Here is a 23,918-nt window from a genome sequence, read left to right on the forward strand (position 1 = left end):
CTCTTACCTGCGGAAACGCGGCATCAAGGCGGTGATCCCGGAGAAGAAGGACCAAGCCGCCAACCGCACGAAGAAAGGCAGCCGAGGGGGCAGGCCGGTCAGCCACGACGCAGACCTCTACAAGGAGCGCAACACCATCGAGCGCCTGATAAACCGGCTGAAGGACTGGCGCGGCATCGCCACCCGCTTCGACAAGACCCCCGAGAGCTACCTCGCCGGCCTCGAACTCCGCGCCTCGATGATCTGGATCGAAGACCTGTTACGAGCAGCCGATTGATCGCGACATCACACAGACCCTAACGGAACGCGTCGAGACCGGTGAGCGCCTTGCCCAGCACCAGCTGGTGCATCTCCACGGTCCCCTCGTAGGTGAGCACCGACTCCAGATTCGTCGCGTGGCGCATGACCGGGTACTCCAGCGAGATCCCGTTGGCGCCGAGAATCGTGCGCGAAGTGCGGCAGATGTCGATCGCCTCCCGCACGTTGTTGAGCTTTCCGAAGCTGACCTGCTCCGGGCGGAGCCTCCCCGCGTCCATCCGCCGCCCCAGGTGGTGGGCGAGCAGGATGCCCTTGTGCAGTTCCACGGCCATGTCCGCGAGCTTGGCCTGGGTGAGCTGGAAGCCGCCGATCGGCCGGTCGAACTGCTCCCGGGTCCTCGCGTACTCCAGGGCCGACTCGAAACTGGCGCGCGCCGCGCCCATGGCCCCCCAGACGATGCCGTAGCGGGCATGGCTCAGACAGCTGAGCGGGCCGCGCAGGCCGGTGACGCCGGGGAGCACCGCGTCGGCCGGCAGCCGGACCTCGTCGAGGACCAGTTCGCTGGTGACCGAGGCGCGCAGGGACCACTTGTGCCGGATCTCGGGTGCCGAGAAGCCCGGCGCGTCGGTCGGCACGACGAACCCGCGGATCCCCCGGCCCGGGCCGCCCTCGTCGGTCTGCGCCCAGACGACGGCCACCCCGGCGACCGAACCGTTGGTGATCCACATCTTGCGGCCGGTGAGCACCCAGTCGTCCCCGTCCCGCCTGGCGTGGGTGCGCATCGCGGCCGGGTCGGAGCCGTGGTCGGGCTCGGTGAGGCCGAAGCAGCCGATGATCTCGCCGGCCGCCATGCCCGGCAGCCACTGCCGGCGCTGCTCCTCGGAGCCGTAGCGGTGGATGGCGTACATCGCCAGCGAGCCCTGCACGGAGACCAGGGAGCGGATGCCCGAGTCCGCCGCCTCCAGCTCCAGGCACGCCAGCCCGTACTGGACGGCGGTGGCGCCCGCGCAGCCGTAGCCCTGCAGGGACATGCCGAGCGCGCCGAGCGAACCGAGTTCGCGGGCCAGTTCGCGGATGCCGGGCAGTTCGCCGTTCTCGTACCACTCGGCGATGTGCGGCAGTACGCGGTCGGCGGCCCAGCTCCGGACGGTGTCGCGGATCGCGAGGTCCTCGGCGCCGAGCAGGTCGTCGATGCCGAGGGGGTCGGCGGGGTCGAAGGGCGGGAGCTTCGAGGACTCGGTGGTGGACATGAGGGTGCCTCCGGCGGCTCGCACGATGCTAAAACTAGCGGTGTTAGTTATGGCGTCGCACCGACGTTACGGCTCAGTGCGCCGCCCGTCCAGAGCCGGTCGCCCCGGCGGGTCGGCGCCGGGCGGGCCGGGGTATCGGATGCGGCGCGCGGTCCGCGGCGGGTGCCTCGTGCGCGGTACGGAACTCGGGCGCGCCGTCCGCGTCGGCCCGCAGCGGTTCGCGCACGTCGTCCGCCGGGGAGTCGGAGGCGGGCGCGGCGTGTTCCATTCCCCGCGGCAGCCGCAGCGCGGCGAGCGCCCCGAGCAGCAGCAGCGCCGCGCTGACCAGCAGCGTGACGCGCAGCCCGGAGACGAAGGCGTGCTGGGCGGTGGTGCGCAGCACCGCGCCCAGCGGTCCGCCCAGCCGGTCCGCCACCTGGTACGCCTCGCCCAGCGAGTGGGTGGCCGCGGTGCGGGCCCAGCCCGGGACGCCCTTGCCGGGCAGTTCCGAGAGGCCGGGGGCGTAGGCGGCGTTCATGACGCTGCCGAGCAGGGCGATCCCCATGCCGGCGCCCAGCTGGTACGAGGTCTCGCCGATCGCCGCCGCGCCGCCCGCGCGGTCGGCCGGAGCCTCGCTGAGCATGGATTCGTACGCCCCGAAGAGGGTGGTCTGGAGTCCGAAGCCGAGGGCGACGAAGGCCACGGTCAGCAGCACGGGCCGGTCGTGCTGGCCCATCGCGGTCAGGACCAGCACCGAGAGGGCGGTGAGCACGAAGCCCCAGCCGACCATCCGGCGCGGGCCCAAAAGGCGCAGGGTGTGCGAGCCGAAGGCGCCCGCGACCATGGCCGCGATGGTGAGGGGCAGCAGCCGCAGGCCGGTTTCCAGCGGGCTCAGGCCCAGGACGAGCTGGAGGTACTGCACGGCTATGAGCTCCAGCCCGACCAGGGCCAGCATCGCGATGACGATGCAGCCCACCGAGGTGGAGAAGGCGGGCCTGGAGAACAGCCCGATGTCGATCAGCGGATGCGCGCGCCGCTTCTGCCGGCGCACGAACGCGACGAGCAGCACGGCCCCGAGCAGCAGCGGGACGAGCGTGGCCGCGCCCAGCACCTCGCCGGCGCCCGCGCGCTTGACCCCGAGGACCACCCCGAGCACCCCGGCCGCGGCCATCAGCGCGCCCAGCACGTCCCACGGACCGTCGTCGCCACCGCGCGACTCGGGCAGCAGCAGGCGGCCGACCGGCAGGACCAGCGCCATCAGCGGAACGTTGATCAGGAAGACCGAGCCCCACCAGAAGTGCTCGACGAGGAAGCCGCCGACGACCGGTCCGGTGGCGGCGCCCACGGCGGCGACGGCGGTCCAGATGCCGATCGCCACGGCCCGTTCGCGCCGGTCGGGAAAGACCTGCCGGAGGATCGACAGCGTCGCGGGCATGATCATCGCGCCGCCGACGCCGAGCAGGGCGCGCGCCGCGACGAGCACCCCGGGGCTGTCCGCCATGGCGGCGACCGCGGAGGCCGCCCCGAAGAGCGCGTAGCCGAGCAGCAGGATGCGGCGCCGGCCGACCCGGTCCCCGAGAGTGCCGAAGAGGACCAGCAGCGAGGCGCAGACCAGCGGGTAGGCGTCGACTATCCAGAGCAGGGCGACGGCGCTGGGGCGCAGGTCCTCGGTGACGGCGGGGACGGCGACGTGGAGCACGGTCGAGTCGAGCGCCACCAGCAGGAGGCTGAGGCAGAGAACGACGAGGACGACCCATCGATTGGCACCGTCGGCGGCTGGGCGCAGCCGGAATCGGGCTGTGGTCGTCCCGGACATGCATGTACCTCCAAAGGTCCCTCGCGCTCGGCGGGCCAACCGGGGTGACAGGGGTTCGCTGTCCCTCATGGCCCGGCATCGACGGGCGAGTGATCCGTCAGCGTACGCGAGTTCGGCACCCTCACGCGTGGCCCACTTCATACCCCGTCGGACCTCGCGGTGTGGCGTGCACCACGCCACGCCGTCGCCCGGACCTGCACGGACTCGCCCCGCACCCGGCACAGGACGGTACCCAAGGCCCGCCGGGAGGTGTCCGGCGGGGCCCGTGCCGGGCGCGGCCGGTGACCGCACCGGCACCGTCCGTTCCGCCCTTCTCCCGTCCGGAGAAATTCATACCGGCGCCTCCTGTGCTTTTCCGTCCGCCACCAAACACCCTTCCGAAATGCGTGCGAAATCAATAGCGCGGAGAGTCGCCGGAACGCTTCCGTCGATCAGGAATTAAGGCCCGCCCGAGACATAGCCCACATCACATCGTCATCACGAAGGGACCGGATCGCCCTGGTCGCTCACTAACTCGCTGTAACGTCGATTGGGTGCGTACCGACATCTTTGCCCGGCTGGACCGGGAGCCGGAGCCGCCGAAGATAGAGCCACCGCGGATGAGCCGTCACCGCATCGCTCTCTTCGGCGGGACGTTGGCGTTCTATCTCGCCATCGTCGTCGCCGTCCTGGTCTCGTCCTGGCTGGTGGCCCTGGACTGGAAGGTCATGCTCTTCCGGCCGTATCAGCAGTGGCCGGAGATCCACGCCTTCCTCGACTACTACATCGTGCTCGGCCAGCGCGGCCCCACCGCCACCATGGTCGCCTGCTGGCTCGGCTGGCGCTCCTGGCGGCAGCACACGCTGCGTCCGCTGCTGACACTGGGCGCGGCGCTGCTGCTGCTCAACGTCTCGGTCGGCGCGGTCAAGATCGGCCTGGGGCGCCTCGGCCCGCACTACGCGACCCAGATCGGCTCCGCCGAACTCTTCGCCGGCGGCGACATATTTCCCTCGGGCCACACCGCCAACGCGGTCGTGACCTGGGGGATCCTCGCCTATCTGGCCACCACTCCGCGCGCCCGGCGCTATCTGTCGGCCCTGTCGGCCATCGTCTCGCTCGGCGTCGGCCTCACCACCGTCTACCTCGGCACGCACTGGCTCAGCGACGTCCTGCTGGGCTGGGCGGCGGGGCTGCTGATCATGCTGGGCCTGCCCTGGGTCGAGCCGCTGATCACCCGGGCCGAGGCGTGGATCTTCGCCCAGCGCGAGAACCTGCGGGGGCGCGGGCCCGTTCCGTCCGTGCCCGTCGCGGCCGGGGGTCCCCGGACCGCGCCGCTCCCGGAGGGCGGCGACGCCGTGGCGCAGGAGCCCGTGCTGGAGCCGGCCGTCGCGGCGGCGGGCGGCCCGGGCGCACGCTCGCGCTCCCACCCCGCGCACCCGTCGCACCCCTCGCAGCACCTGGTGCGTTCGGAGCGGTCCCCGGTCACGCCGACCGGCAGCCGGCGCCCGCCGCACGCCGACCGCGCACCGCGCGGCGGCACGAGCCCGGCCCGCCCGGTGGCGGGCGGCTGAGGGCCCGGACGCGGGACCGGTACGCACGACCGCTCCCCAGCCGCACACGGGAAGGCCCCGACCGAGGTCGGGGCCTTCCCGTGTCTCCGGAGCCCTTCCCGCGCCCGGAGGCGGGGCGGGAGGCCGGTCGGCGGGTCCTCAGCCCACCCAGCAGCGGATGACGACCGCGCCGTCGACCTCGAAGTTGATCCGTCCGCTCCGGAACTCCATGGTGATGATCGCGCCCGGCGGCAGGGATCTGACGGTGGCCCAGCCATGGCTGCGGGCCCGTCGTTCGGCCGCGTCGGCGGCGAGGCCGACATACGCGCCGGGCGGGTCGTCGGGCTGGGCGGAGGGGGTCGGTATGGGTGCCATGCCTCTCACCGTAGGCGGCCGGGAACCCGGACGGAAGCCGGGGAGGCGGTCGCCGCACGGCATCCCCGCGTCCCCCGCCGGTCACGCTTGTGTCACAGGATCACGACACGCGCACCGCCCGTGCCGCGACGCCCGATCACACCTCCGGAGGCCCGACACACAGTAATCACACAAAGTCGGAAATGATCGCACGGAAGCCCCGGAAATCAAACGGAATAACCCATTCGAACCGTTCGGAATTTCCATACAGAATAACCTGAGTAAATGAGTATGCCACCAGGAATTCACGCTTCCTTATGGCACCCTTATCCTTTGGTCACAATATTCGCGTCAGGGGACGGAGACGACTGTCCGGCACTCCTATAGAGGTCGGTCATCGCCCCCTGGTGGCCGGTCGGCACCCCTCCGCACGGAACCGGTCACCCGCGGCGGGGCTCAGTCCAGAGCCCTGGACAGCCGGTCCCGGGCCGTCCTGATCGCCTCCTCGAACTCCGGCGGCTCGACGACCTCGAAGTCGAACCCGAGCATCATGACGTGGACGACCAGCATGTCCATGCTCGCCGCACCGGTGCGCAGCAGGCAGCTGTCGGCGTCGATCGCCTCCAGGGTCCCGGCGAACGGCGAGGTCCTCGCGGCCGCGCGCTCGATGCCCACCTTCAGCCGGACCACCGCGTGCGTGGCGTACGCGGTGGTGGAGAGTCCCTCGGAGACGTAGGCGGCCAGGTCCTCGGCCGGTGGGTCGCGGGGGACGAACCGCGGGCCGTGCGGTGGTGCGGGCGTGATCCGGTCCGCGCGGAACGTGCGCCAGGCCGCCCGGTCCAGGTCCCAGGCGACGAGGTACCAGCGGCGCTCGGCGCACACCAGCCGGTGCGGTTCGACGGTGCGGCGCGACGCGGAACCGGCGTGGTCGCGGTACGCGAAGCGCAGCCGCTCGCCGTCCCGGCAGGCCGCGGCGAGTTCGGTCAGGACGGCCGGGTCGGTGGCGAAGGCACCGGGGTCGCGGAACAGCGGCACGGTGAAGGTGTTCAGCGCGTTCACCCGGCGCCGGAGCCGGTTCGGCAGCACCTGTTCGAGCTTGGCCAGCGCGCGCACGGAGGTCTCGCCGATGCCCTCGACGCCGTTGCCCGCCGCCGTGCGCAGCCCGACGGCCACGGCGACGGCCTCGTCGTCGTCGAGGAGCAGCGGCGGCAGCTGGGCCCCGGAACCGAGCTGGTAGCCGCCGCCGGTGCCGGGGCTGGCGTTGACCGGGTAGCCGAGGTCGCGCAGCTTGTCGATGTCGCGCCGGACGGTGCGCGGGGTGACCCCGAGCCGTTCGGCGAGATCGGCGCCGGACCAGTCGCGGTGCGCCTGGAGCAGTGAGAGCAGGCGCAGCAGTCGTGCCGAGGTCTCCAACATGGGGCGAGTCTGCCAGGACCCCGAACACCCCGGCCCCGCGGCCGGTCCGGACCTGCGAACGCCCCGGGCCCTCGGCCGACCCGACTCCGCAGCCGACCCGGATCCGCGGCCGACCCGGATCCGCGGCCGGTCCACGCGCGGCGCGACGGTCGCGGAGCGCGGGCGCCTTGGAGCACGGCGGCGTCAAACACGGGCATCGGACCCCGGCCGTGCGCCGGGTCGCCCCACCGCGCGCCGGACCGCCCGGCACGCGCCGCCCCGCCCGGCCGTACGACGGGCGGGGCGGCGGACTACCGAGCGGCCGGGGGCTTCGACGGGGCCGGGTCGAGCCGTACGCAGAGGTCGTTGTCGCTCGAATAGCAGGGGGTGGCCCGGACCCCTTCCCCGGCGGGGCGGGCCGGGTAGACGAAGATCTTCTTCCGGTCCCAGACGTCGTCGAGGATGCGGGAGATCCGCACCCCGCCGGCCGGTCCGCCGTCCGCGGCCCCCGGGACCAGCCAGAGCGTCCACAGCTGCTGCTCGGTGAGGGGCCCGTCGGCCAGCCGGCCGACGGGGAGCGTGCAGGTGAAGGCGCCGTCCCGTCCGGTGGCCGGTGCCCGCAGCACCCGGCCGTCCGCGCCGGGCAGCCGCGCCTCGACCCGGGCCCCGGCGCCGAGCTCCGTCCCGTACAGCGTGCCCCGGACGGTCATCGTGCCGTCCTCCAGGGTGATCGGCCCGGCCTCGGCGTGCGGTGCGCGCAGCCAGCAGCGCACGGCGAGCCGGCCGTCGAGCGTCGGGTACGGGATGCGGACCGCGATCCGCCCGGTGTCCGGGGCACGGTCGACGAGCAGCCGCAGATCCCTGATCCCGGGCAGGACGGCCACCGCCTCGCCGTCGTCCGCGTCCGGCTCCCGCAGATGGACGTCCCAGCGCCCCTCGGCGGATTCCGTGCAACCCGGTAGCACCGCGCGCAGCCGGCCGTCGCGCAACGGGCTCAGCGCCAGCCGTACGGTCCCGTCCGCGCCCTTGGCACCGCGCAGCCGGAGCAGGAGTTCGGGCAGTTCGCCGTCCTCGTCGCGGCGGCGGTCGAGGTCGAAGGTGATCCCGCCGTCGGGGCCCACGGTGCAGTCGGCCCGGGGCTTTCGGCGGGGTGTGGTGGCGGTCATGCGGAGTTCCCCCTGCGGATCACGGCGGCTGCCTTGTAGCGCAGGGCGTACGCCCCGTCGAGCACCGTGCCCCGGGCGCGGTGCAGGGTGGTGCGCATCGCCCCGTGCGAACGCTCGCGCGGGCCCCGTGCGGCGAGTTCGGTGAAGAGCCGTTCGTGGCGTTCGGCGATCCGTGCCGGGTCGAACCGCTGCGAGGCGACCAGGGCGGCGTGCCCCGCCCGGTGCCGTGCCCCGTCGTCGTCGATCAGCCCGAGCAGCGCCCGGGTCACCGCCGCCGTGTCACCGATCGGCACCAGCCGCCCGTCGGTGCCGTCGTCGATGATCTCGCGGGGGCCGTGCGGGCAGTCGGTGGCGACGACCGGCAGCCCGCAGCGCATCGCCTCGACGATGGTCATGCCGAAGGACTCGCGGTCCGAAGTGACCGCGGCGATCGACCCCTTGGGCCATTCGGCCTCCAGCGGGTTGACCGGGCCCATCAGGAACACGTGCTCGTGCAGGCCGAGTTCGTCGATGAGCGCGACCAGCGCCTCCCGCTCGTTCCCGGTGGCGTCGCCGCCGCCGTAGATGCGCAGCCGCCAGTCCGGGCGGGCGGCCACCACGCCGGCGAAGGCCCGCACGAGCAGGTCGTACCGCTTGACCCGGTGCAGCCGGCCCGCGGCGATCACCCACTTGTGATCGCCGTCGGCGGGTGCGACCGCCGGCGCGGGCACGCTGTTGGGAATGGCCTCGATCCGTACGCCGGGCAGCTTGAGCCCGGTCCGGTAGGCGCGGGCGTCGGCCTCGGTGACGGTGGTGATCGCGTCGAGCAGGGCGTAGCGGTGCCCGATCTCGCGGCGCAGCCGGTAGCCGTGGCTGTCGAGGGTGAGGTGTTCCTGGCCGATCCGGACCGGGCCGCGCCGGGTCTGCCTGCTGATCTGCACGTTGAGCCCCGGCCTGGTCCCGACCACGACGTCCGCGTCCAGGGAGCGCAGATGCTCCGCCACCCGTGCGTCGGTCAGCCTGCTGTACTGCCGGTGCCTGCTGTCGCCGCGCGGGAACACCGTGGCGGGACGGGCGTGCTCGGGCGCGTCGCCGTCGTACGTCGGGCTCTTCTTCCGCAGGTCCACGAGATGGCTCATGCTCACGCCCGGGGGCGCGCCCAGGACGGGATCGTCCCGGTGCCGGAAGACCGACACGATCTCGACGTCGTGATGCCCGGCCAGCTCCTCCGCGAGGTTGAACGTCGTTCGGATCGTGCCCCCGACTCCGTAGGCGTTGTGGAGCAGGAAAGAAATGTGCATGGAACGCCGTGTCTCCCGGTTCAACTGGCCAGTGGCGGGGTGCACTTGCCATGACGGTTCGGGGCATCCGGAGGTTCACTCCGGATGGAAACGATTTTCGGCCGATCGCGGACCCGTCCGATTTCATGCTTTGTCGATGTATCGGCATGCGGGACTGTCGTCGAGTCGACCACATCGCCGTACACCCCACCAGGAGGAAACGGCGGCATGTACCCCGGCGGACACCGGGATTCACCCTCTGTGGCGGATGGTTCGATTACGTTCCCTTTCCCGCGTGACCCCGGCCACGGATCTCCCGTTGTCATCTTCATGAGCCGGGAACCGCCCGGCGCACGCACCGAGTTCGAGGAGCCACCCGTGCCGCGCATGCTCGACGTCAGCGAGGACGTACGCGCCGAGATCGGCGATGCCGAAGCCGACCGGCTGCTCGTCGGCGACAACGCCCCCGGCAGTTACGACTGCACCTCCTGCCGCACCCCGGGGAACTCCGATCAGGAACGCACCAGCACGGTGCTGTTCGTCGGCGACGAGACCGCGGTGCTCGCCTTCGCCCACGCCACCTGCATCCCCTCCCAGGTCGTCCAGGTCGCCGAGGAGCAGTTGCAGGGTGCCGTACGCAGCATCACCGGCAACGAGACCGGGGCCGGGCAGTCGCAGGACCTTCCCCCCGAGCAGGCCGTGCTCGGAATCACCAGCGGTCTCGTCCTGATCGACGACGAGCTCCACCCGGCTCTCGTCGTCGAGCCGACCGGCGCGATCGCCCGGCCGGGCACGGACGGCAGCCGGGGCGACGAGTTCCTCCAGCTGCTGCTGGAGCAGGGCTTCCACCCGGCCCCCCGGATGGACCAGGTGCCCGCCGTCCTGCACGGCTGGTCGATCCTGCTCGCCATGGGCAAGCTGCACGCCGTGCTCCAGCCGGGCCCCGACGGCGGCGCCCCGGTCGCCTGGTGGCAGGCGCACGCCCCGCTCCAGGTCACCGAGGGCTGGCGGACCGCGGCCAACAAGTCGCAGACCGTCCTCGTCTTCGCCGCCCCGGCGGGGGCGATCGGCCAGCAGCCCCGCGAGGACCTGCTGCGCGACGCCCTGGACAGGGCCGCGGCCGACGGGCTCCTGGTCGCCGCCGCGATGCCGCTGGCCGGGACCTGATCGTGGCCGACCGGTCCTCGCGCCCGCGGCGAACCGCTATTTCTCCGCCGCGCCCGCATCCGACGGACACCGGGGTCGTTGGCACGTACGTGCACTCATACGACTCCTCACACCAGCGCCCGAGCCCGATCCCCGCCATGCGCCCCACGCAGGCCCCCTCGGGTGGTCAGTCCCACACCCCGATCTACGACGCGCTGTACTCCGAGTACCGCCGTTCGTTCCGGGCGCTGCCGGGTGACCGGAGCGGCGAGGAGAATCTCGGTTTCCTGTCCTTCGGCAGCGGGCTCTTCGGCAGCCGTCTTCCGTCGGTTCCCCGTCCGGGCTTCTCCACCGGGCTGTCCGCGACCGGCGGGACCACCGGGAACGGCGGGACCACCGGCACCCGCGGCGGCACCGGTTCCTGGCAGCGGGTGGGCCGGCACTCCGGGCGCACCCAGCCGGCCGCTCTGCCGCCCGGCTCGCGAGGGGCCTGACGTACGACGGAGCCCCGGCCGGTCTCGGGTTCGAGACCGGCCGGGGCTCCGTCGTACGCCCGTGTCGGCTACTTGTTGCGGCCGCGCTTCTCGCGGACCCGCACCGAGATGTGGATCGGGGTGCCCTCGAAGCCGAATTCCTCGCGCAGTCGGCGCTCGACGAACCGGCGGTAGCCGTGCTCCAGGAAGCCCGAGGCGAACAGCACGAAGCGCGGCGGCTTGGTGCCCGCCTGGGTGCCGAACAGGATGCGGGGCTGCTTGCCGCCGCGGATGGGGTGCGGGTGGGCGGCGACGATCTCACCGAGGAAGGCGTTCAGCCGGCCGGTGGGGACGCGGGTCTCCCAGCCGGCGAGGGCCGTCTCGATCGCCGGGACCAGCTTCTCCATGTGGCGGCCGGTGGCGGCCGAGACGTTGACCCGCGGGGCCCAGGAGACCTGCGCGAGCTCCGTCTCGATCTCGCGCTCCAGGTAGTAGCGACGCTCCTCGTCGAGGGTGTCCCACTTGTTGTACGCGATCACCATGGCACGCCCGGCCTCCACGGCCATGGTGATGATGCGCTGGTCCTGGACGCTGATGGACTCGCCGGCGTCGATCAGGACGACGGCGACCTCGGCCTTCTCCACGGCGGCGGCGGTGCGCAGGGAGGCGTAGTAGTCCGCGCCCTCCTGGAGGTGGACGCGGCGGCGGATGCCGGCCGTGTCGATGAACTTCCAGGTGATGCCGCCGAGCTCGATCAGCTCGTCGACCGGGTCACGGGTGGTGCCCGCCAGCTCGTTGACGACGACGCGGTCCTCGTTCGCCACCTTGTTCAGCAGCGAGGACTTGCCGACGTTCGGGCGGCCGATGAGCGCGATCCGGCGCGGTCCGCCGACCGGGGTGCCGAAGCGCTGCGCCGGGGCCTCGGGAAGTGCTTCGAGCACGGCGTCGAGCAGGTCGCCGGTGCCGCGGCCGTGCAGCGAGGAGACCGGGTGCGGCTCGCCGAGGCCCAGCGACCAGAGCGCGGCGGCGTCCGCCTCGCCGCTCTGCCCGTCGACCTTGTTGGCGCACAGCACGACCGGCTTGCCCGCCCGGCGCAGCAGCTTGACGACGGCCTCGTCGGTGTCGGTGGCGCCGACCGTCGAGTCGACCACGAAGACGACCGCGTCGGCGGCCTCGATGGCGTACTCGGCCTGGGCGGCGACGGAGGCGTCGATGCCCAGCACGTCCTGCTCCCAGCCGCCGGTGTCGACGACCTTGAAGCGGCGGCCCGCCCACTCCGCCTCGTAGGTGACGCGGTCGCGGGTGACGCCCGGCTTGTCCTCGACGACCGCCTCGCGGCGGCCGATGATCCTGTTCACCAATGTCGACTTGCCGACGTTGGGACGGCCGACGACGGCGAGTACGGGCAGCGGTCCGTGACCGGCCTCGCCGATCGCGCCCTCGACCTCCTCGAGGTCGAAGCCCTCCTCCGCGGCGAGCTCCATGAACTCCGCGTACTCGGCGTCGCCAAGCGCTCCGTGCTCGTGGTCCGAGCCGTCGGAGTGAATCTGGTCGTTCATGAAGTCCGTTCCTCTTTGCATCATCGATGGGCCGCGACTGCGCGACCCACTACTCAAGTCTTACCTAGCGCCCGGTGAAACGCCTGGCCCCGTCCAGATGGGCGGTCAGCCGGGTCTGGATCCGTACCGTCGCCTCGTCCAGCGCCTTGCGCGTACGCCGCCCGCTCCCGTCGCCCGCCGCGAACGCCTCGCCGAAGACGACGTCGACCCGGCTGCGCAGCGGCGGCAGTGCCGATATCAACCGTCCGCGGCGCTCGGTGCTTCCCAGGACGGCCACGGGCAGGATCGGCGCCCCGCTGCGCACCGCGAAGTACGCGAGTCCGGCACGCAGGGAGGCGAAGTCGCCCTCGCCCCTGGTGCCCTCGGGGAAGATCCCGAGCACCCCGCCCTCCTCCAGCACACCCAGGGCCCGGGTGATGGCGGTGCGGTCGGCGGTCGTACGGTCCACCTTCAGCTGCCCGATCCCGTGGAGGAACGGGTCGAGCGGACCGACGAACGCCTCCTTCTTGATCAGGAAGTGGACGGGCCGGGGCGCGGTGCCCATCAGCATCGGACCGTCGATGTTGTGGGAGTGGTTCACCGCGAGTATGACGGGTCCGGAGGCCGGCACCCGCCACGCCCCGAGGACGCGGGGCTTCCACAGCCCGTACATCAGCCCGATGCCGATCCCGCGTCCGACCGCCGCGCCGCGCGGCGAGGGCGAGCCCGTGGTGGCTCGGGTCACTTCGCGGCCCGCTTCTCCTCGACGAGGGTGACGACACACTCGATGACCTGCTGAAGGGTCAGCTCGGTGGTGTCCACCTCGACCGCGTCGTCCGCCTTGGCGAGCGGGGAGGTCTTGCGACCGGAGTCGGCCGCGTCCCGCTTGATCAGCGCCTCCTTGGTGGCGGCGAGGTCGGATCCCTTGATCTCCCCGCTGCGCCGGGCGGCGCGCGCCTCGGGCGAGGCGGTGAGGAAGATCTTCAGGTCGGCGTCGGGCAGCACGGTGGTGCCGATGTCCCGGCCCTCGACCACTATGCCCCGGTCGGCCGCGGCGGCGATGGCGCGCTGGAGCTCGGTGATCCGGGTGCGCACCTCGGGGACCGCGCTGACGGCGCTGACCCTGGAGGTGACCTCCTGGGTGCGGATCGGGCCCGAGGCGTCCTCGCCGTCGACGGTGATCGTCGGGGCGGCCGGGTCGGTGCCGGAGACGATGACCGGCTTGGCGGCGGCGGTCGCCACCTCCTTCGCGTCCTGCACGTCGATGCCGTTGTTCAGCATCCACCAGGTGATCGCCCGGTACTGGGCTCCGGTGTCCAGGTAGCTCAGGCCGAGCTGGGCCGCGACGGCCTTGGACGTGCTCGACTTGCCGGTGCCGGAGGGCCCGTCGATGGCGACGATCACTGCGGCCGGGGCCGTACGGGTTTCCACGGTGGTGGACACCTTCCTGGTACACGGGGGTGGGCGCGCATCGAGCACGCCACCGGGCAGCAGGCGGGTCTGGTCCAGCTGATGGTCGAGCCGAGCGCGGCCCCCGTCCGTCCCGGGCCTACTGCCGTATCGACCAGCCCCGCTCGCGCAGTGCCGCGCTCAGTCCGGGGGCCGCGCTCGGCTCGACCATCAGCTGGACCAGACCCGCCTGCTGCCCGGTGGCGTGCTCGATGCGGACGTCCTCGACGTTGACCCCGATCCGTTCCGCGTCGGCGAAGATCCTGGCCAGCTCGCCCGGCCGGTCGCTGATCAGCACGGACACGATCTCGTACGCGGCGGGTGCGGTGCCGTGCTTGCCCGGCACCCTGACCCGGCCCGCGTTGCCGCGGCGCAGGACGTCCTCGATGCCCTCGGCGCCCTGCCGGCGCTTGTCGCCGTCACCGGATTCGAGGCCGCGCAGCGCCCGTACCGTCTCGTCCAGGTCGGCGGCGACCCCGGCCAGCACGTCGGCGACCGGGCCGGGGTTGGCGGAGAGGATCTCCACCCACATCCGGGGGTCGGAGGCGGCGATCCGAGTGACGTCCCTGATGCCCTGGCCGCAGAGGCGCACGGCGGACTCCTCGGCCTCCTCCAGCCGGGCGGCGACCATCGACGAGATCAGCTGCGGGGTGTGCGAGACCAGGGCGACGGCGCGGTCGTGGGCGTCGGCGTCCATCACGACCGGTACGGCCCGGCAGAGGGCGACCAGCTCCAGGGCGAGGTTGAGGACCTCGGTGTCGGTGTCCCGGGTCGGGGTGAGGACCCAGGGGCGGCCCTCGAACAGGTCCGCGGTGGCGGCGAGGGGGCCGGACCGCTCCTTGCCCGCCATGGGGTGGGTGCCGATGTAGGGCGTGAGGTCGAGGCCGAGGGCCTCCAGCTCGCGGCGCGGCCCGCCCTTGACGCTGGCCACGTCGAGGTAGCCGCGCGCGACGCCGTCCCGCATGGCGGCGGCCAGGACCGGGGCCACGTGGGCGGGCGGCACGGCGACGACCGCCAGGTCGACGCGGCCCTCGGGGGCCTCGTCCGTACCCGCGCCGAGCGCGGCCGCGGTGCGGGCCGATCCGGGGTCGTGGTCGGCCAGGTGGACCTGGATCCCGCGCCCGGCGAGGGCGAGCGCTGCGGAGGTGCCGACCAGGCCCGTTCCGATGACGAGGGCGGTTCTCACTGGGCGATGTCCTTGCGGAGTGCGGCGGTGGCGCCGAGGTACACGTGCGCGATCTCGGCCTTGGAAAGGTACGTCTCCACGTGTGCCAGGACGCGTACCACCCGGGGCATGGCCCCCGTGATGTCCAGTTCCTGGGCGCAGATCAGCGGTACGTCGACGATACCCAGCCCGCGGGCGGCGGCGGCCGGGAAATCGCTGTGCAGGTCGGGGGTGGCGGTGAACCAGATGCTGATGAGGTCGTCCGCGAGGAATCCGTTGCGTTCGAGGACGGCGGTGAGCAGGGCCCCGACCCGCTCGTCCATGTGCCCGGCCTCGTCCCGTTCCAGTTGGACGGCTCCGCGGACCGCTCGTACCGCCACGTCGTGCTCCTCGGTTCCCTGGTGCGTCTCGCGCCTGCTGTCCGCCTGCGTGATCCCTGCCCGGTCAGCCTAGAGGGGCGGCGGGGCCCGCGGCCCCGGGTGCTCTGTCAGTGAGACGGGCCGCGTCCCGCCGCCCCTCGTGGGCGGGGCCGTTTCAGAGTCGCTGCTCGCGGACCAGGTCCTCGATCGAGCGGCCTTCCGGCACCTCACCCGACGGAGTCAATTTGTCGACGGCTGTCGGCAGCGACCGGGCGATCTCGTCGGCCGCCCGCTCCGTGGACACCCCGGTCTCCCGGGCGACCTGCCGCAGGGTCTCGTCCGGCAGCGCCTCGGCGATCTGGGCACCACTGACCGGCTGGTTCGCGCCGGTGCCGATCCAGGACTGCGCCTGGTCGACCAGTCCGGACCGGGTGAGCACGTCGATCAGCCCTTCGAGCGCGCTGCCGCCGCCCTGTCCGCTCCGACCGCCCTGGCCGCCGCCGAGCGCGCCCAGCAGTGCGCCCAGGATGTTCCCCGCGCTGCCGGAGCCGCCGCCCTGTCCGCTGCCACCGCCCAGCAGTCCGCCCAGCAGGCTGCCGAGGTCGTTTCCCGCCATGGTTCCGCCCTTCCTGAGGGGATGATTCATCGACAATGTCGATCAGAACCGGGGCTCCTGCCACTCGGGCGACACGGCTCACGCAGCCGTGCGCACCGGGAAACCCCCGGCACGACGCGCCTCCTCCCCCGTACCCTCACCCGCATGATCACCCCTGATCCCGAGGCCCTCGTACGCGACCACACTGTCTACTCCTGCGTGATGGGCTCACGCGCCTTCGGGCTCGCCACGGAGGGGAGCGACACCGACCTGCGCGGGGTCTTCCTCGCGCCGACCCCGCTGTTCTGGCGGTTCGAGAAGCCGCCGACGCATGTCGAGGGACCGGCACCGGAGCAGTTCTCCTGGGAGCTGGAACGCTTCTGCGAACTGGCCCTGCGCGCCAACCCCAACGTGCTGGAGTGCCTGCACTCGCCGCTGGTGGAGCACGTCGACGCGGTGGGCCGCGAACTCCTCTCGCTGCGCGGCGCGTTCCTCTCCCGGCTGGTCCATCAGACCTTCGTGCGCTACGCGGTGGGCCAGCGCAGGAAGCTGGAGGCGGACGTCCGGCAGCACGGGGCCCCGCGCTGGAAGCACGCCATGCACCTGCTGCGGCTGCTGGCGAGCGTCCGGGACCTGCTGCGCACGGGCGAGCTCACGATCGAGGTGGGCGCGGCCCGGGAGGAACTGCTGGCGGTGAAGCGGGGCGAGGTCTCCTGGGCGGAGGTGGAACGCCGTATGAACCGCCTGGTCGAGGAGAACGACGGGGCGGTGGCCGGCTCGCCCCTGCCGCCCGGACCGGACCGGGCCCGGGTGGAGGACTTCCTGGTCCGCACCCGCCGGGCCTCCGCGTCCTGGCCCGGCGGGGGGACCACGTCCTAGGTGCTGCGGCTACGGCACCCGGCCCACCGGCCGGGCGCGCACCACGAGGTCGTCCAGTGCGTCGAACCCGTCGGCCGCGTCGGGGAGCCGTGACGTCGCCTGCGCCTCGTCGAGCACCGCGTGCAGCGTCTCGACCTCCCGGGACACCGCCGCGCCGTCCACACCCTCCGCTCCCCCGTGCTCGGCCTCGGCCTTGGCCGCGATCAGATCGGGCAGCCGGGCCGGGGCGGCCACCTCCCCGAGGAGCGTCGGCAGGTGTGCCAGCACCTCGCCGCTGCGCATCAGGTGGATGCCGGTGAGCAGCGCCCGGAAGGTGTACAGCAGCGGTTTCAGCTCGCCTGTCTTCCCGAAGAGCCGCCACTGGGTGTTGGCGAATCCCCGGTAGTGGTGGGCGTGGTTGCGGGTGAGCACCCCGGGGGCCAGGGCCACCAGCTCCGCGTGCGGCCCGCTCGTGTGCACGACGAGCGGCGAGAGCAGCTGCTCCAGCACGTAGCCGTTGGGCTTGAGCATCAGCTGGACGAACTTCCGCAGGTCATGGGTGACGAGGTCCATCTCGACCCCGCCCTGGTCCCACATCCGCGAGCGGGTCTCCTCGGGCCGACGCAGCCCGAGGAGGTCCTCCGCGGGCAGGAGATGGACCCCCCGAAGGTCCACATCCGAGTCCCGGGACGGGAATCCGTAGAGGTGCGCCCCGGAGACCGTGGCGAACAGCAGCGGGTGGCGTTCCCCGGCGAGGACCGGGCCGAGGTCCATGACCGGCAGTCCGGCCTCCTGGAGGAGCATCGTTTCCGTACGCATGGCTCAAGAATCCCAGAGCGCCCCCAGCGCCAGCAGGTCGCTCCGGTACTCGATCCGCTCCGACCACTCCTTGGGCCAGGCCCCCGCCCCCAGGTGCGCCCCGGCGAACGCCCCGGTCAGGCAGGCCAGGGAGTCCGAGTCGCCCCGGGTGCATGCGGCGCGGCGGAGCGCGGTGACGGGGTCCTCGGGGAAGAGGAGGAAGCAGTGCAGGGCGGTGGCGAGGGCCTCCTCCGCGATCCAGCCGTCGCCGGTCCGCTCGCAGGGGTCGGTCTCCGGGGAGGGGTCGCGCAGGGCGTCCTGGACCCGGGCCAGGACGGCGAGGCACTCCTCCCAGCCGCGCCGGATGTACAGCTCGGGCGAGGCGTCGCCCGCGTGCCGCCAGAGGTCGCCGAGCCAGCGCGTGAGGTAGCGGCCGCTGTTCTCGTACGCGTAGCTGCGCAGCTGCCCGATCAGTCCCGTCGGCTCCGCCCCCCGGGCCAGCAGGTGCACCGCGCGGGCCGTCAGGTCGGACGCGGCGAGCGCGGTCGGGTGGCCGTGGGTGAGGGCGGCCTGCAACTGGGCGGCGCCGGAGCGCTGTTCGTCGCTCAGACCGGGCGCGAGTCCGATCGGCGCGACCCGCATGTTGGCGCCGCAGCCCTTGGAACCGGTCTGGCTGGCCTCCTGCCAGGGCCGGTCGCTGTCGAGCAGGCGGCAGGCGGTCATGCAGGTGCGGCCGGGGGCGCGGTTGTTGTCGGGCGAGTGGTACCAGTCGACGAACTCCTCGCGCACCGGCCGGGCCAGCCGCAGCGGGGTGAGCGGTCCGCGGTCCATGGCGGTGCGCAGGCCCCGCCCCAGGGCCAGGGTCATCTGGGTGTCGTCGGTGACGAACGCGGGCTTCGGCAGCCGCATCTCGCGCCACGGTCCGCACTTGGCGAGGATCGAGGGCACGTTGTTGAACTCGGTCGGGAAGCCCAGGGCGTCGCCGAGCGCGAGCCCGGTCAGCGCGCCGGTGGCGGCCTGCTTGGTGATGGTCCTGGTCACGATCATGTGCTTCTTCCTTCCGGTCTCAGGAGTGGAGGGTGCAGGGCGGTGGCGGCACCCGCCCGGTAGAGCGCGGCCGGTTTTCCCCGTCCGCCGGTGCGGCGCGGCGACCCCTCCACGACCTGGACGAAGCCGGGCGTGGTGAGGACCTTGCGCCGGAAGTTGGGCCGGTCCAGTTCGACGCCCCAGACCGTCTCGTACACCTGCTGGAGTTCCCCCAGGGTGAATTCGGGCGGGCAGAAGGTGGTGGCGAGGCAGGTGTACTCCAGCTTGGCGCCGATCCGGTCGTGGGCGTCGGCGAGGATGCGGTCGTGGTCGAAGGCCAGTGGGCCCGGGGCGCGGCTCGGGGTTCCCGCCCGGCCGGGGGTGTCCGTCTCCTTCTCCGGCATCCCGGCGTCCCACCACCGGGCGCCCGCCGCGTCGCCCCCGCCGCGCGGTTCGGGCAGGTCGGGCACGAGCGCGGCGTACGCGACGGAGACGACCCGCATCCGGGGGTCGCGGTCCGGGTCGCTGTAGGTGCGCAGCTGTTCCAGGTGGAGGGCGCCGACGGCGGCCTCCGTCAGTCCGGTCTCCTCGGCGAGTTCCCGGCGGGCGGCGTCCTCGGCGCACTCGCGGGGCAGCACGAAGCCGCCGGGCAGTGCCCAGTGGCCCTTGTACGGCTCCTCGCCCCGTTCGACGAGCAGGACGTGCAGCCGGCCGGCGCGGACCGTGAAGACGGCGAGGTCCACGGTGACCGCGAAGGGTTCGAAGGCGTGCGGGTCGTAGCCCGCGGGGATGCCGGTGCTCATCGGTTCTCCGGCAGGGGGGCGGCGAAGTCCCAGCCGTCGGCGAGCAGCCGGTCGACGGCGGCGACCGCGGTCGCCAGGCGTTCCTCGTGGGGTCCGGTCAGTTCGACGAACCGCCTTCCGGTGCGAGTGAGTTCGGCCCGGAAGCGATCGGTCATCCAGGGGCGCAGCTCCTCGCCGTCGCGCAGTCCGTCGTCCTCGAAGGCGACGCCCTCGTGGTCGGTGAGCAGCCACAGGTGGTGGGCGACGCGGTCGGCGGTCTCCTCGACGAGCGGGTTGCGTCCACCGATGTACCGCTCGTGCCAGACGGTGGTGGCGAAGGAGTCGGTGTCGCAGAGGAGCACCGGCGACCCGATGCGCGCGGCCCTCTCCTCCGCGGCGTTCTGGGCCTCGGCGATCAGCGGGAAGTCCTCCGTGCGGAAGGCGACGTCCTCCCACCGGGCGCCGGGCCGGCGGGAGCGCAGCTCGGCCAGTTTCCGTTCGCTGAACTCCCGGCCGTACTCGGCGACGTAGCCGGTCCGGGCCCAGATGCCGCCGCGTAGGCGGTAGTGGTCGGCCAGGGCCAGGGCCATCGTCGTGGTGCCGGTGGATTCCGCGCCGAGGACGACGACCCGGCGGGCGAGCGCGGCCCGTACCGGCGGTTCCAGGAAGTCCCAGCAGCCGACCGGGTCCTTGCGGACGGCTGTCCCGGAGACGGGGAAGACGGTGCGCCCGGGGTCGACGCAGACGGACTCGGCACCGAACCTGCGGGCGAGTTCGTCCCCGTACGACTCCGAGGTGAAGACGGCGTCCACCGGCTCGGGCACGGCCGCGGTGAAGACGGCCATGTGCGCGTCCCAGATCGCCGGGTCGTGGAGGTCCATGCGGGTGTCGTCGACGGCGCCGACGACCCGTGCGTCCGGGTGGACCTCCCGCATCCAGGCGACCCGGTCGGCGAGCGGCACGGACTCGACGGAGGCGGCGCAGACCAGGACGGTCAGCCGTTCGCAGCGGTCCTGCGCGGTGCGGACGAGGTGGTGGTGGCCGGCGTGCGGCGGATAGAACTTGCCGAGGACCAGCCCGTGCCCGAAGCGCTTCATGCCGTCGCCCCCGCCAACTCCCGCCGCTGTCCGGCGAGATCGCGCCGCCAGTTGCGCAGCCCGATCAGGCAGAGCGTCATGAACCCGATGTACAGCAGCGAGGTCAGGTAGAGCTCCTTGTACGCGTACAGCGGGACGTACACCACGTCGGCGGCGATCCAGAGCCACCACGACTCGACGAGCTTGCGGCACTGTCCGTACGTCGCCGTCAGGGACAGCGCGGTCGTCAGGGCGTCCCAGAAGGGCACCGTCGAGTCGGTGGCGCGGTCGAGCAGGGCGGTGAGGGCGAGGGCCCCCACCGCCCCGGCCACGAGCAGCCGGATCCATTCGGTGCGCGTGGTCCGCCTCACCGGCAGGTCCGGTGTTCCTGGTCCACCCCCGTGGGTCCAGGTCCACCAGCCGTAGCAGGCGAGGACGATGAAGACGATCTGCAGGCCGGCGTCGGCGTACAGACCGGCCTGCGTGAACAGCAGGATGAAGAAGAGGTTGTTGGCGATGCCGATCGGCCAGTTGGCGAGGTGCTGGCGGGCCACGAGCCAGACGCACAGCGCACCGCTGCCGAAGCCGAGCACCTCGGTCCAGCTGACCGGGGTGTCCAGAACCGTCACCAGGGGTTGCTGCAGGGGATCGAGGAAATCCGCGAGACTCACGCCCGCCTCCTTTATAGTCACTCTGACTATAAAGGGGGAACGGGCATGCCAAAAGGCCCGCGGCCGGTTCCCCTTCGAATACGTCGACGACGGGAACCGGCCGCGGGCCGCGGTACGGGGCTGCTACAGGCCGACCTCGCGCATCAGCATGCCCACCTCGGTGTTGGTGAGGCGGCGCAGCCAGCCGGACTTCTGGTCGCCCAGCGGGATCGGCCCGAAGGAGGTGCGCACGAGCCGCTCGACCGGGAAGCCGGCCTCGGCCAGCATCCGGCGGACGATGTGCTTGCGCCCTTCGTGGAGGGTGACCTCGACCAGGTAGTTCTTGCCGGTGTTCTCGACGACCCGGAAGTGGTCGGCGCGGGCGTACCCGTCCTCCAGCTGGATGCCGTCCTTGAGCCGCTTGCCCAGGTCGCGCGGGAGCGGTCCCTGGATGGCGGCCAGGTAGGTCTTCTTCACCCCGTACTTGGGGTGGGTCAGGCGGTGGGCCAGCTCGCCGTGGTTGGTGAGCAGGATGACGCCCTCGGTCTCGGTGTCCAGCCGGCCGACGTGGAAGAGCCGCGTCTCACGGTTGGTGACGTAGTCGCCGAGGCACTGACGGCCGTCCGGGTCCTCCATGGAGGAGACGACGCCGGCGGGCTTGTTCAGCGCGAAGAAGAGGTAGGACTGGGCGGCCACGGTCAGGCCGTCCACCTTGATCTCGTCCTTGTGCACGTCCACGCGCATGCCCTGCTCGACGACGATCTCGCCGTTCACCTCGACGCGGGCCTGATCGATCAGCTCCTCGCACGCGCGGCGCGAGCCCATACCGGCCCGGGCGAGGACCTTCTGCAACCGCTCGCCCTCCTGCTCGGCGCCGGGGTGGGTCTTGGGCGTCCTGATCTCGGGCTTGTTCGCGTACCGGTCCCGGTTGCGCTGCTCGATCTTGGCGTCGAGCTCCCGGGGGCGGGACGGGGCACCGCGGCGGCGCTGGTCACCGCTCCGGCCGCCGCCACCCTGCGCGGCCTTCGGACCGCCCTTGGCCCCGCCGCGGGCCGCGGCGCCGCGGCCCTTGCGGGGGCCGTCGCCGCTCCTCTCGCCGTCGGCGCCCACGTCGTAGCGGCGCTCCTCGGGCCTGGGCCGGCGGGGACGCTGCTCCTGCTTGCCGTCACGGCCGGCGCCGGCACCCCGGGGATTCCGGTTGCCGCCGCTCCTGCCGCTGCCGCTTCCGCTGTTCCTGCCACTGCTTCGCATCAAAAGTCCGTCTTGTCGTCTGCGTGAGTATCCGGGGTGTCCGGTGCGTCCGGATCGAACGACGGCACACCCTCTGGCGTCTCGGCCTCGATCGCGTCCGCCTCGGGGAGGAAGGGCGCGAGCTCCGGGAGCTCATCCAGGCCACGCAGGCCCATCCGCTCCAGAAAGTAGTTCGTCGTCCTGTACAGGATCGCACCTGTTTCGGGTTCCGTGCCCGCCTCCTCGACGAGGCCCCTCTGCAGGAGGGTCCGCATGACCCCGTCACAGTTCACTCCGCGCACCGCCGAGACCCGCGACCGACTGACCGGTTGACGGTACGCGACCACGGCGAGGGTCTCCAGCGCCGCCTGGGTGAGGCGGGCCTGCTGGCCGTCCAGGACGAAGCCCTCGACCGCCTCCGCGTACTCGGGGCGGGTGTAGAAGCGCCAGCCGCCCGCCACCAGCCGCAGGTCGAAGCCCCGGCGCTGCACGGTGTACTCGTCGGCCAGCTCGCGCAGCGCGTCGGCGACCGCCCTGCGGGGCCGCTCCAGCACCTTGGCGAGGTGCTCCTCGGTCGCGGGCTCGTCGACGACCATGAGGACGGCCTCCAGCGCGGGCTTGAGGTCGAGATCCGCGACGGTGGAGCCGGTGGTGTCCTGCTGACTCATGCCTTCACATCCTCCTGGGCGCCCTGCGCCTCGGTGTCGAACTCGTCCGTGACCACGGGTTCGTCCCCCTCTCCCCCGGCCCAGCGCACCAGGAGTTCCCCGAGTGCCTCGTCCTGGTCGAGCGCGACGGCCTTCTCCCGGTACAGCTCCAGCAGCGCGAGGAACCGGGCGACGACGGTCAGGGTGTCCGGGGCGTCCTCGGTGAGCGCCCGGAAGGTGGCCTCCCCCGCCTCGCGCAGCCGCGCCACCACGATCCCGGCCTGCTCACGCACGCTGACCAGCGGTGCGTGGATGTGGTCGACGTACACCTGCGGCTTGGGTCTGGGCTGCATCGCCTTCACCGCCAGCCGGGCGAATCCTTCCGCCCCGATGCTGATCGCGACCTCGGGCAGCAGCTCGGCGTGGTGCGGTTCCAGGCCCACGGTCCGCGGGAAACGCCGCCCCTCCGACTCCAGCCGCTCGCTGAAGATCTCCGCGATGCGCTTGTACGCGCGGTACTGGAGCAGCCGGGCGAAGAGCAGGTCGCGCGCCTCCAGCAGCGCCAGGTCCGCCTCGTCCTCCACCTCGGCGGTGGGCAGCAGTCGGGCGGCCTTCAGGTCGAGCAGGGTCGCGGCGACGACGAGGAACTCGGTGGTCTGGTCCAGGTCCCAGTCCGGTCCCATGGCCCGGATGTGCGCCATGAACTCGTCGGTGACCTTGGACAGCGCGACTTCGGTCACGTCCAGCTTGTGCTTGGAGATGAGCTGGAGGAGCAGGTCGAAGGGTCCCTCGAAGTTCGCCAGCCGAACGGTGAACCGCCCGTCCTCGGCGGCCTCGCCCTCCGCCCCGGACGCCTCGGGCTCCGGCGCTCCGGAACCGGGTGCTTCCGGTACTTCCGGTGCCTCGACCGTCTCCGGGGCCTCCGATGTCTCGACCGTCTCCGGTACCTCTGCCGACTCCGGTGCCTCCAGCGCCTCTGCCGTCTCCGGTACCTCGGCCGGCTCCGGCGCGTCCGGGGCTTCCGGGGCCGCCGCCGGGTGCGTGGATGCCGCCCCGTCGGCGGGGAGGGCCGGGGCGGGCGGTTCGGTGCCGGTGTCCGGGCCGCCCGCCCGTTCCGGTA

Annotated in this window: 25 protein-coding genes; 5 read left to right on the plus strand and 20 right to left on the minus strand. The window is 72.5% G+C overall.

The window, feature by feature from the left end; all coding sequences use genetic code 11:
• On the plus strand, positions 1-277 hold a 277-nt coding region (locus tag EAO76_RS45885; protein WP_148836167.1), incomplete at its 5' end, for a transposase.
• A gap of 19 nt (positions 278-296) precedes the next feature.
• Here EAO76_RS45885 and EAO76_RS05375 read toward each other — a convergent pair.
• Positions 297-1,508 (minus strand): acyl-CoA dehydrogenase family protein, encoded by a 1,212-nt coding sequence (locus tag EAO76_RS05375; RefSeq protein WP_148833849.1) that lies wholly within the window; start codon positions 1,506-1,508, stop codon positions 297-299.
• Between the two features lie 73 nt (positions 1,509-1,581).
• The gene (locus tag EAO76_RS05380) at positions 1,582-3,303 is read right to left on the minus strand and encodes an MFS transporter (RefSeq protein WP_148833851.1); all 1,722 of its coding nucleotides are present in this window, start codon (positions 3,301-3,303) and stop codon (positions 1,582-1,584) included.
• 533 nt (positions 3,304-3,836) lie between these two features.
• Here EAO76_RS05380 and EAO76_RS05385 point away from each other — a divergent pair.
• The gene (locus EAO76_RS05385) at positions 3,837-4,853 is read left to right on the plus strand and encodes a phosphatase PAP2 family protein (protein ID WP_148833853.1); all 1,017 of its coding nucleotides are present in this window, start codon (positions 3,837-3,839) and stop codon (positions 4,851-4,853) included.
• Positions 4,854-4,991: 138 nt separating this feature from the next.
• Here EAO76_RS05385 and EAO76_RS05390 read toward each other — a convergent pair whose 3' ends face one another.
• From EAO76_RS05390 to EAO76_RS05405, 4 genes are all read right to left on the minus strand, one after another.
• Entirely contained in the window at positions 4,992-5,207 is a 216-nt protein-coding gene (locus EAO76_RS05390) for an I78 family peptidase inhibitor (protein ID WP_148833855.1), read from the minus strand.
• A gap of 435 nt (positions 5,208-5,642) precedes the next feature.
• On the minus strand, positions 5,643-6,602 hold the full coding sequence (locus EAO76_RS05395; protein WP_148833857.1) for a YafY family protein: 960 nt from the start codon (positions 6,600-6,602) through the stop codon (positions 5,643-5,645).
• A gap of 290 nt (positions 6,603-6,892) precedes the next feature.
• The gene (locus EAO76_RS05400) at positions 6,893-7,747 is read right to left on the minus strand and encodes a transferase (RefSeq protein ID WP_148833860.1); all 855 of its coding nucleotides are present in this window, start codon (positions 7,745-7,747) and stop codon (positions 6,893-6,895) included.
• Positions 7,744-9,027, minus strand: a complete 1,284-nt coding sequence (locus tag EAO76_RS05405; RefSeq protein WP_148833861.1) for a glycosyltransferase family 4 protein — start codon at positions 9,025-9,027, stop codon at positions 7,744-7,746. Before EAO76_RS05405 ends, EAO76_RS05400 begins: the two co-directional genes overlap by 4 nt.
• Before the next feature lie 357 nt (positions 9,028-9,384).
• Here EAO76_RS05405 and EAO76_RS05410 point away from each other — a divergent pair, with 357 nt between their 5' ends.
• Both EAO76_RS05410 and EAO76_RS05415 read left to right on the plus strand, forming a co-directional pair.
• Positions 9,385-10,173, plus strand: a complete 789-nt coding sequence (locus EAO76_RS05410) for a hypothetical protein (RefSeq protein WP_148833863.1) — start codon at positions 9,385-9,387, stop codon at positions 10,171-10,173.
• Between the two features lie 137 nt (positions 10,174-10,310).
• On the plus strand, positions 10,311-10,646 hold the full coding sequence (locus EAO76_RS05415; RefSeq protein ID WP_148833865.1) for a hypothetical protein: 336 nt from the start codon (positions 10,311-10,313) through the stop codon (positions 10,644-10,646).
• 68 nt (positions 10,647-10,714) lie between these two features.
• Here EAO76_RS05415 and der read toward each other — a convergent pair whose 3' ends face one another.
• The 6 genes from der to EAO76_RS05445 form a co-directional block, all read right to left on the minus strand.
• Positions 10,715-12,184: a ribosome biogenesis GTPase Der gene (gene der / locus EAO76_RS05420; RefSeq protein ID WP_148833867.1), complete on the minus strand. Its 1,470-nt coding sequence runs from the start codon at positions 12,182-12,184 to the stop codon at positions 10,715-10,717.
• 64 nt (positions 12,185-12,248) lie between these two features.
• Positions 12,249-12,947: a lysophospholipid acyltransferase family protein gene (locus EAO76_RS05425; protein ID WP_376040926.1), complete on the minus strand. Its 699-nt coding sequence runs from the start codon at positions 12,945-12,947 to the stop codon at positions 12,249-12,251.
• Positions 12,905-13,606: a (d)CMP kinase gene (gene cmk / locus EAO76_RS05430; protein WP_148833871.1), complete on the minus strand. Its 702-nt coding sequence runs from the start codon at positions 13,604-13,606 to the stop codon at positions 12,905-12,907. The genes EAO76_RS05425 and cmk overlap by 43 nt, the downstream gene beginning before the upstream one ends.
• A gap of 106 nt (positions 13,607-13,712) precedes the next feature.
• Positions 13,713-14,798 (minus strand): prephenate dehydrogenase, encoded by a 1,086-nt coding sequence (locus tag EAO76_RS05435; protein WP_148833873.1) that lies wholly within the window; start codon positions 14,796-14,798, stop codon positions 13,713-13,715.
• On the minus strand, positions 14,795-15,157 hold the full coding sequence (aroH, locus tag EAO76_RS05440) for a chorismate mutase (RefSeq protein WP_148833875.1): 363 nt from the start codon (positions 15,155-15,157) through the stop codon (positions 14,795-14,797). The genes EAO76_RS05435 and aroH overlap by 4 nt, the downstream gene beginning before the upstream one ends.
• 154 nt (positions 15,158-15,311) lie before the next feature.
• The gene (locus EAO76_RS05445) at positions 15,312-15,752 is read right to left on the minus strand and encodes a YidB family protein (protein WP_148833877.1); all 441 of its coding nucleotides are present in this window, start codon (positions 15,750-15,752) and stop codon (positions 15,312-15,314) included.
• 144 nt (positions 15,753-15,896) lie between these two features.
• Here EAO76_RS05445 and EAO76_RS05450 point away from each other — a divergent pair, with 144 nt between their 5' ends.
• A complete protein-coding gene (locus tag EAO76_RS05450) occupies positions 15,897-16,610 on the plus strand; it encodes a DNA polymerase beta superfamily protein (protein WP_148833879.1) in 714 nt (237 codons plus the stop codon).
• A gap of 9 nt (positions 16,611-16,619) precedes the next feature.
• On the opposite strand, the gene EAO76_RS05455 is transcribed toward EAO76_RS05450, so the two are convergent.
• The 8 genes from EAO76_RS05455 to EAO76_RS05490 all read right to left on the minus strand — a co-directional run bounded on the left by EAO76_RS05455 (position 16,620) and on the right by EAO76_RS05490 (position 23,769).
• A complete protein-coding gene (locus tag EAO76_RS05455) occupies positions 16,620-17,408 on the minus strand; it encodes a DNA polymerase beta superfamily protein (protein ID WP_148833881.1) in 789 nt (262 codons plus the stop codon).
• 3 nt (positions 17,409-17,411) lie between these two features.
• Positions 17,412-18,434, minus strand: a complete 1,023-nt coding sequence (locus tag EAO76_RS05460) for an ADP-ribosylglycohydrolase family protein (RefSeq protein ID WP_148833883.1) — start codon at positions 18,432-18,434, stop codon at positions 17,412-17,414.
• Positions 18,431-19,216: an NUDIX domain-containing protein gene (locus EAO76_RS05465; RefSeq protein ID WP_148833885.1), complete on the minus strand. Its 786-nt coding sequence runs from the start codon at positions 19,214-19,216 to the stop codon at positions 18,431-18,433. Before EAO76_RS05465 ends, EAO76_RS05460 begins: the two co-directional genes overlap by 4 nt.
• Entirely contained in the window at positions 19,213-20,292 is a 1,080-nt protein-coding gene (locus tag EAO76_RS05470) for an AAA family ATPase (protein WP_148833887.1), read from the minus strand. The genes EAO76_RS05465 and EAO76_RS05470 overlap by 4 nt, the downstream gene beginning before the upstream one ends.
• The gene (pnuC, locus tag EAO76_RS05475; protein WP_148833889.1) at positions 20,289-20,942 is read right to left on the minus strand and encodes a nicotinamide riboside transporter PnuC; all 654 of its coding nucleotides are present in this window, start codon (positions 20,940-20,942) and stop codon (positions 20,289-20,291) included. The genes EAO76_RS05470 and pnuC overlap by 4 nt, the downstream gene beginning before the upstream one ends.
• 123 nt (positions 20,943-21,065) lie before the next feature.
• Complete coding sequence (locus EAO76_RS05480) at positions 21,066-22,172, minus strand: pseudouridine synthase (protein ID WP_148833891.1); 1,107 nt, start codon at positions 22,170-22,172, stop codon at positions 21,066-21,068.
• Entirely contained in the window at positions 22,172-22,819 is a 648-nt protein-coding gene (gene scpB, locus EAO76_RS05485) for an SMC-Scp complex subunit ScpB (RefSeq protein WP_148833893.1), read from the minus strand. The genes EAO76_RS05480 and scpB overlap by 1 nt, the downstream gene beginning before the upstream one ends.
• Positions 22,816-23,769 carry a ScpA family protein gene (locus EAO76_RS05490; protein ID WP_148833896.1) on the minus strand — a complete coding sequence of 318 codons (954 nt, stop codon included), beginning with the start codon at positions 23,767-23,769 and terminating at the stop codon, positions 22,816-22,818. Before EAO76_RS05490 ends, scpB begins: the two co-directional genes overlap by 4 nt.
• Between the last annotated feature and the right edge of the window lie 149 nt (positions 23,770-23,918).

Origin of the sequence: Streptomyces sp. sk2.1 (genome assembly GCF_008120935.1) — a bacterium.
Classification (GTDB): domain Bacteria; phylum Actinomycetota; class Actinomycetes; order Streptomycetales; family Streptomycetaceae; genus Streptomyces.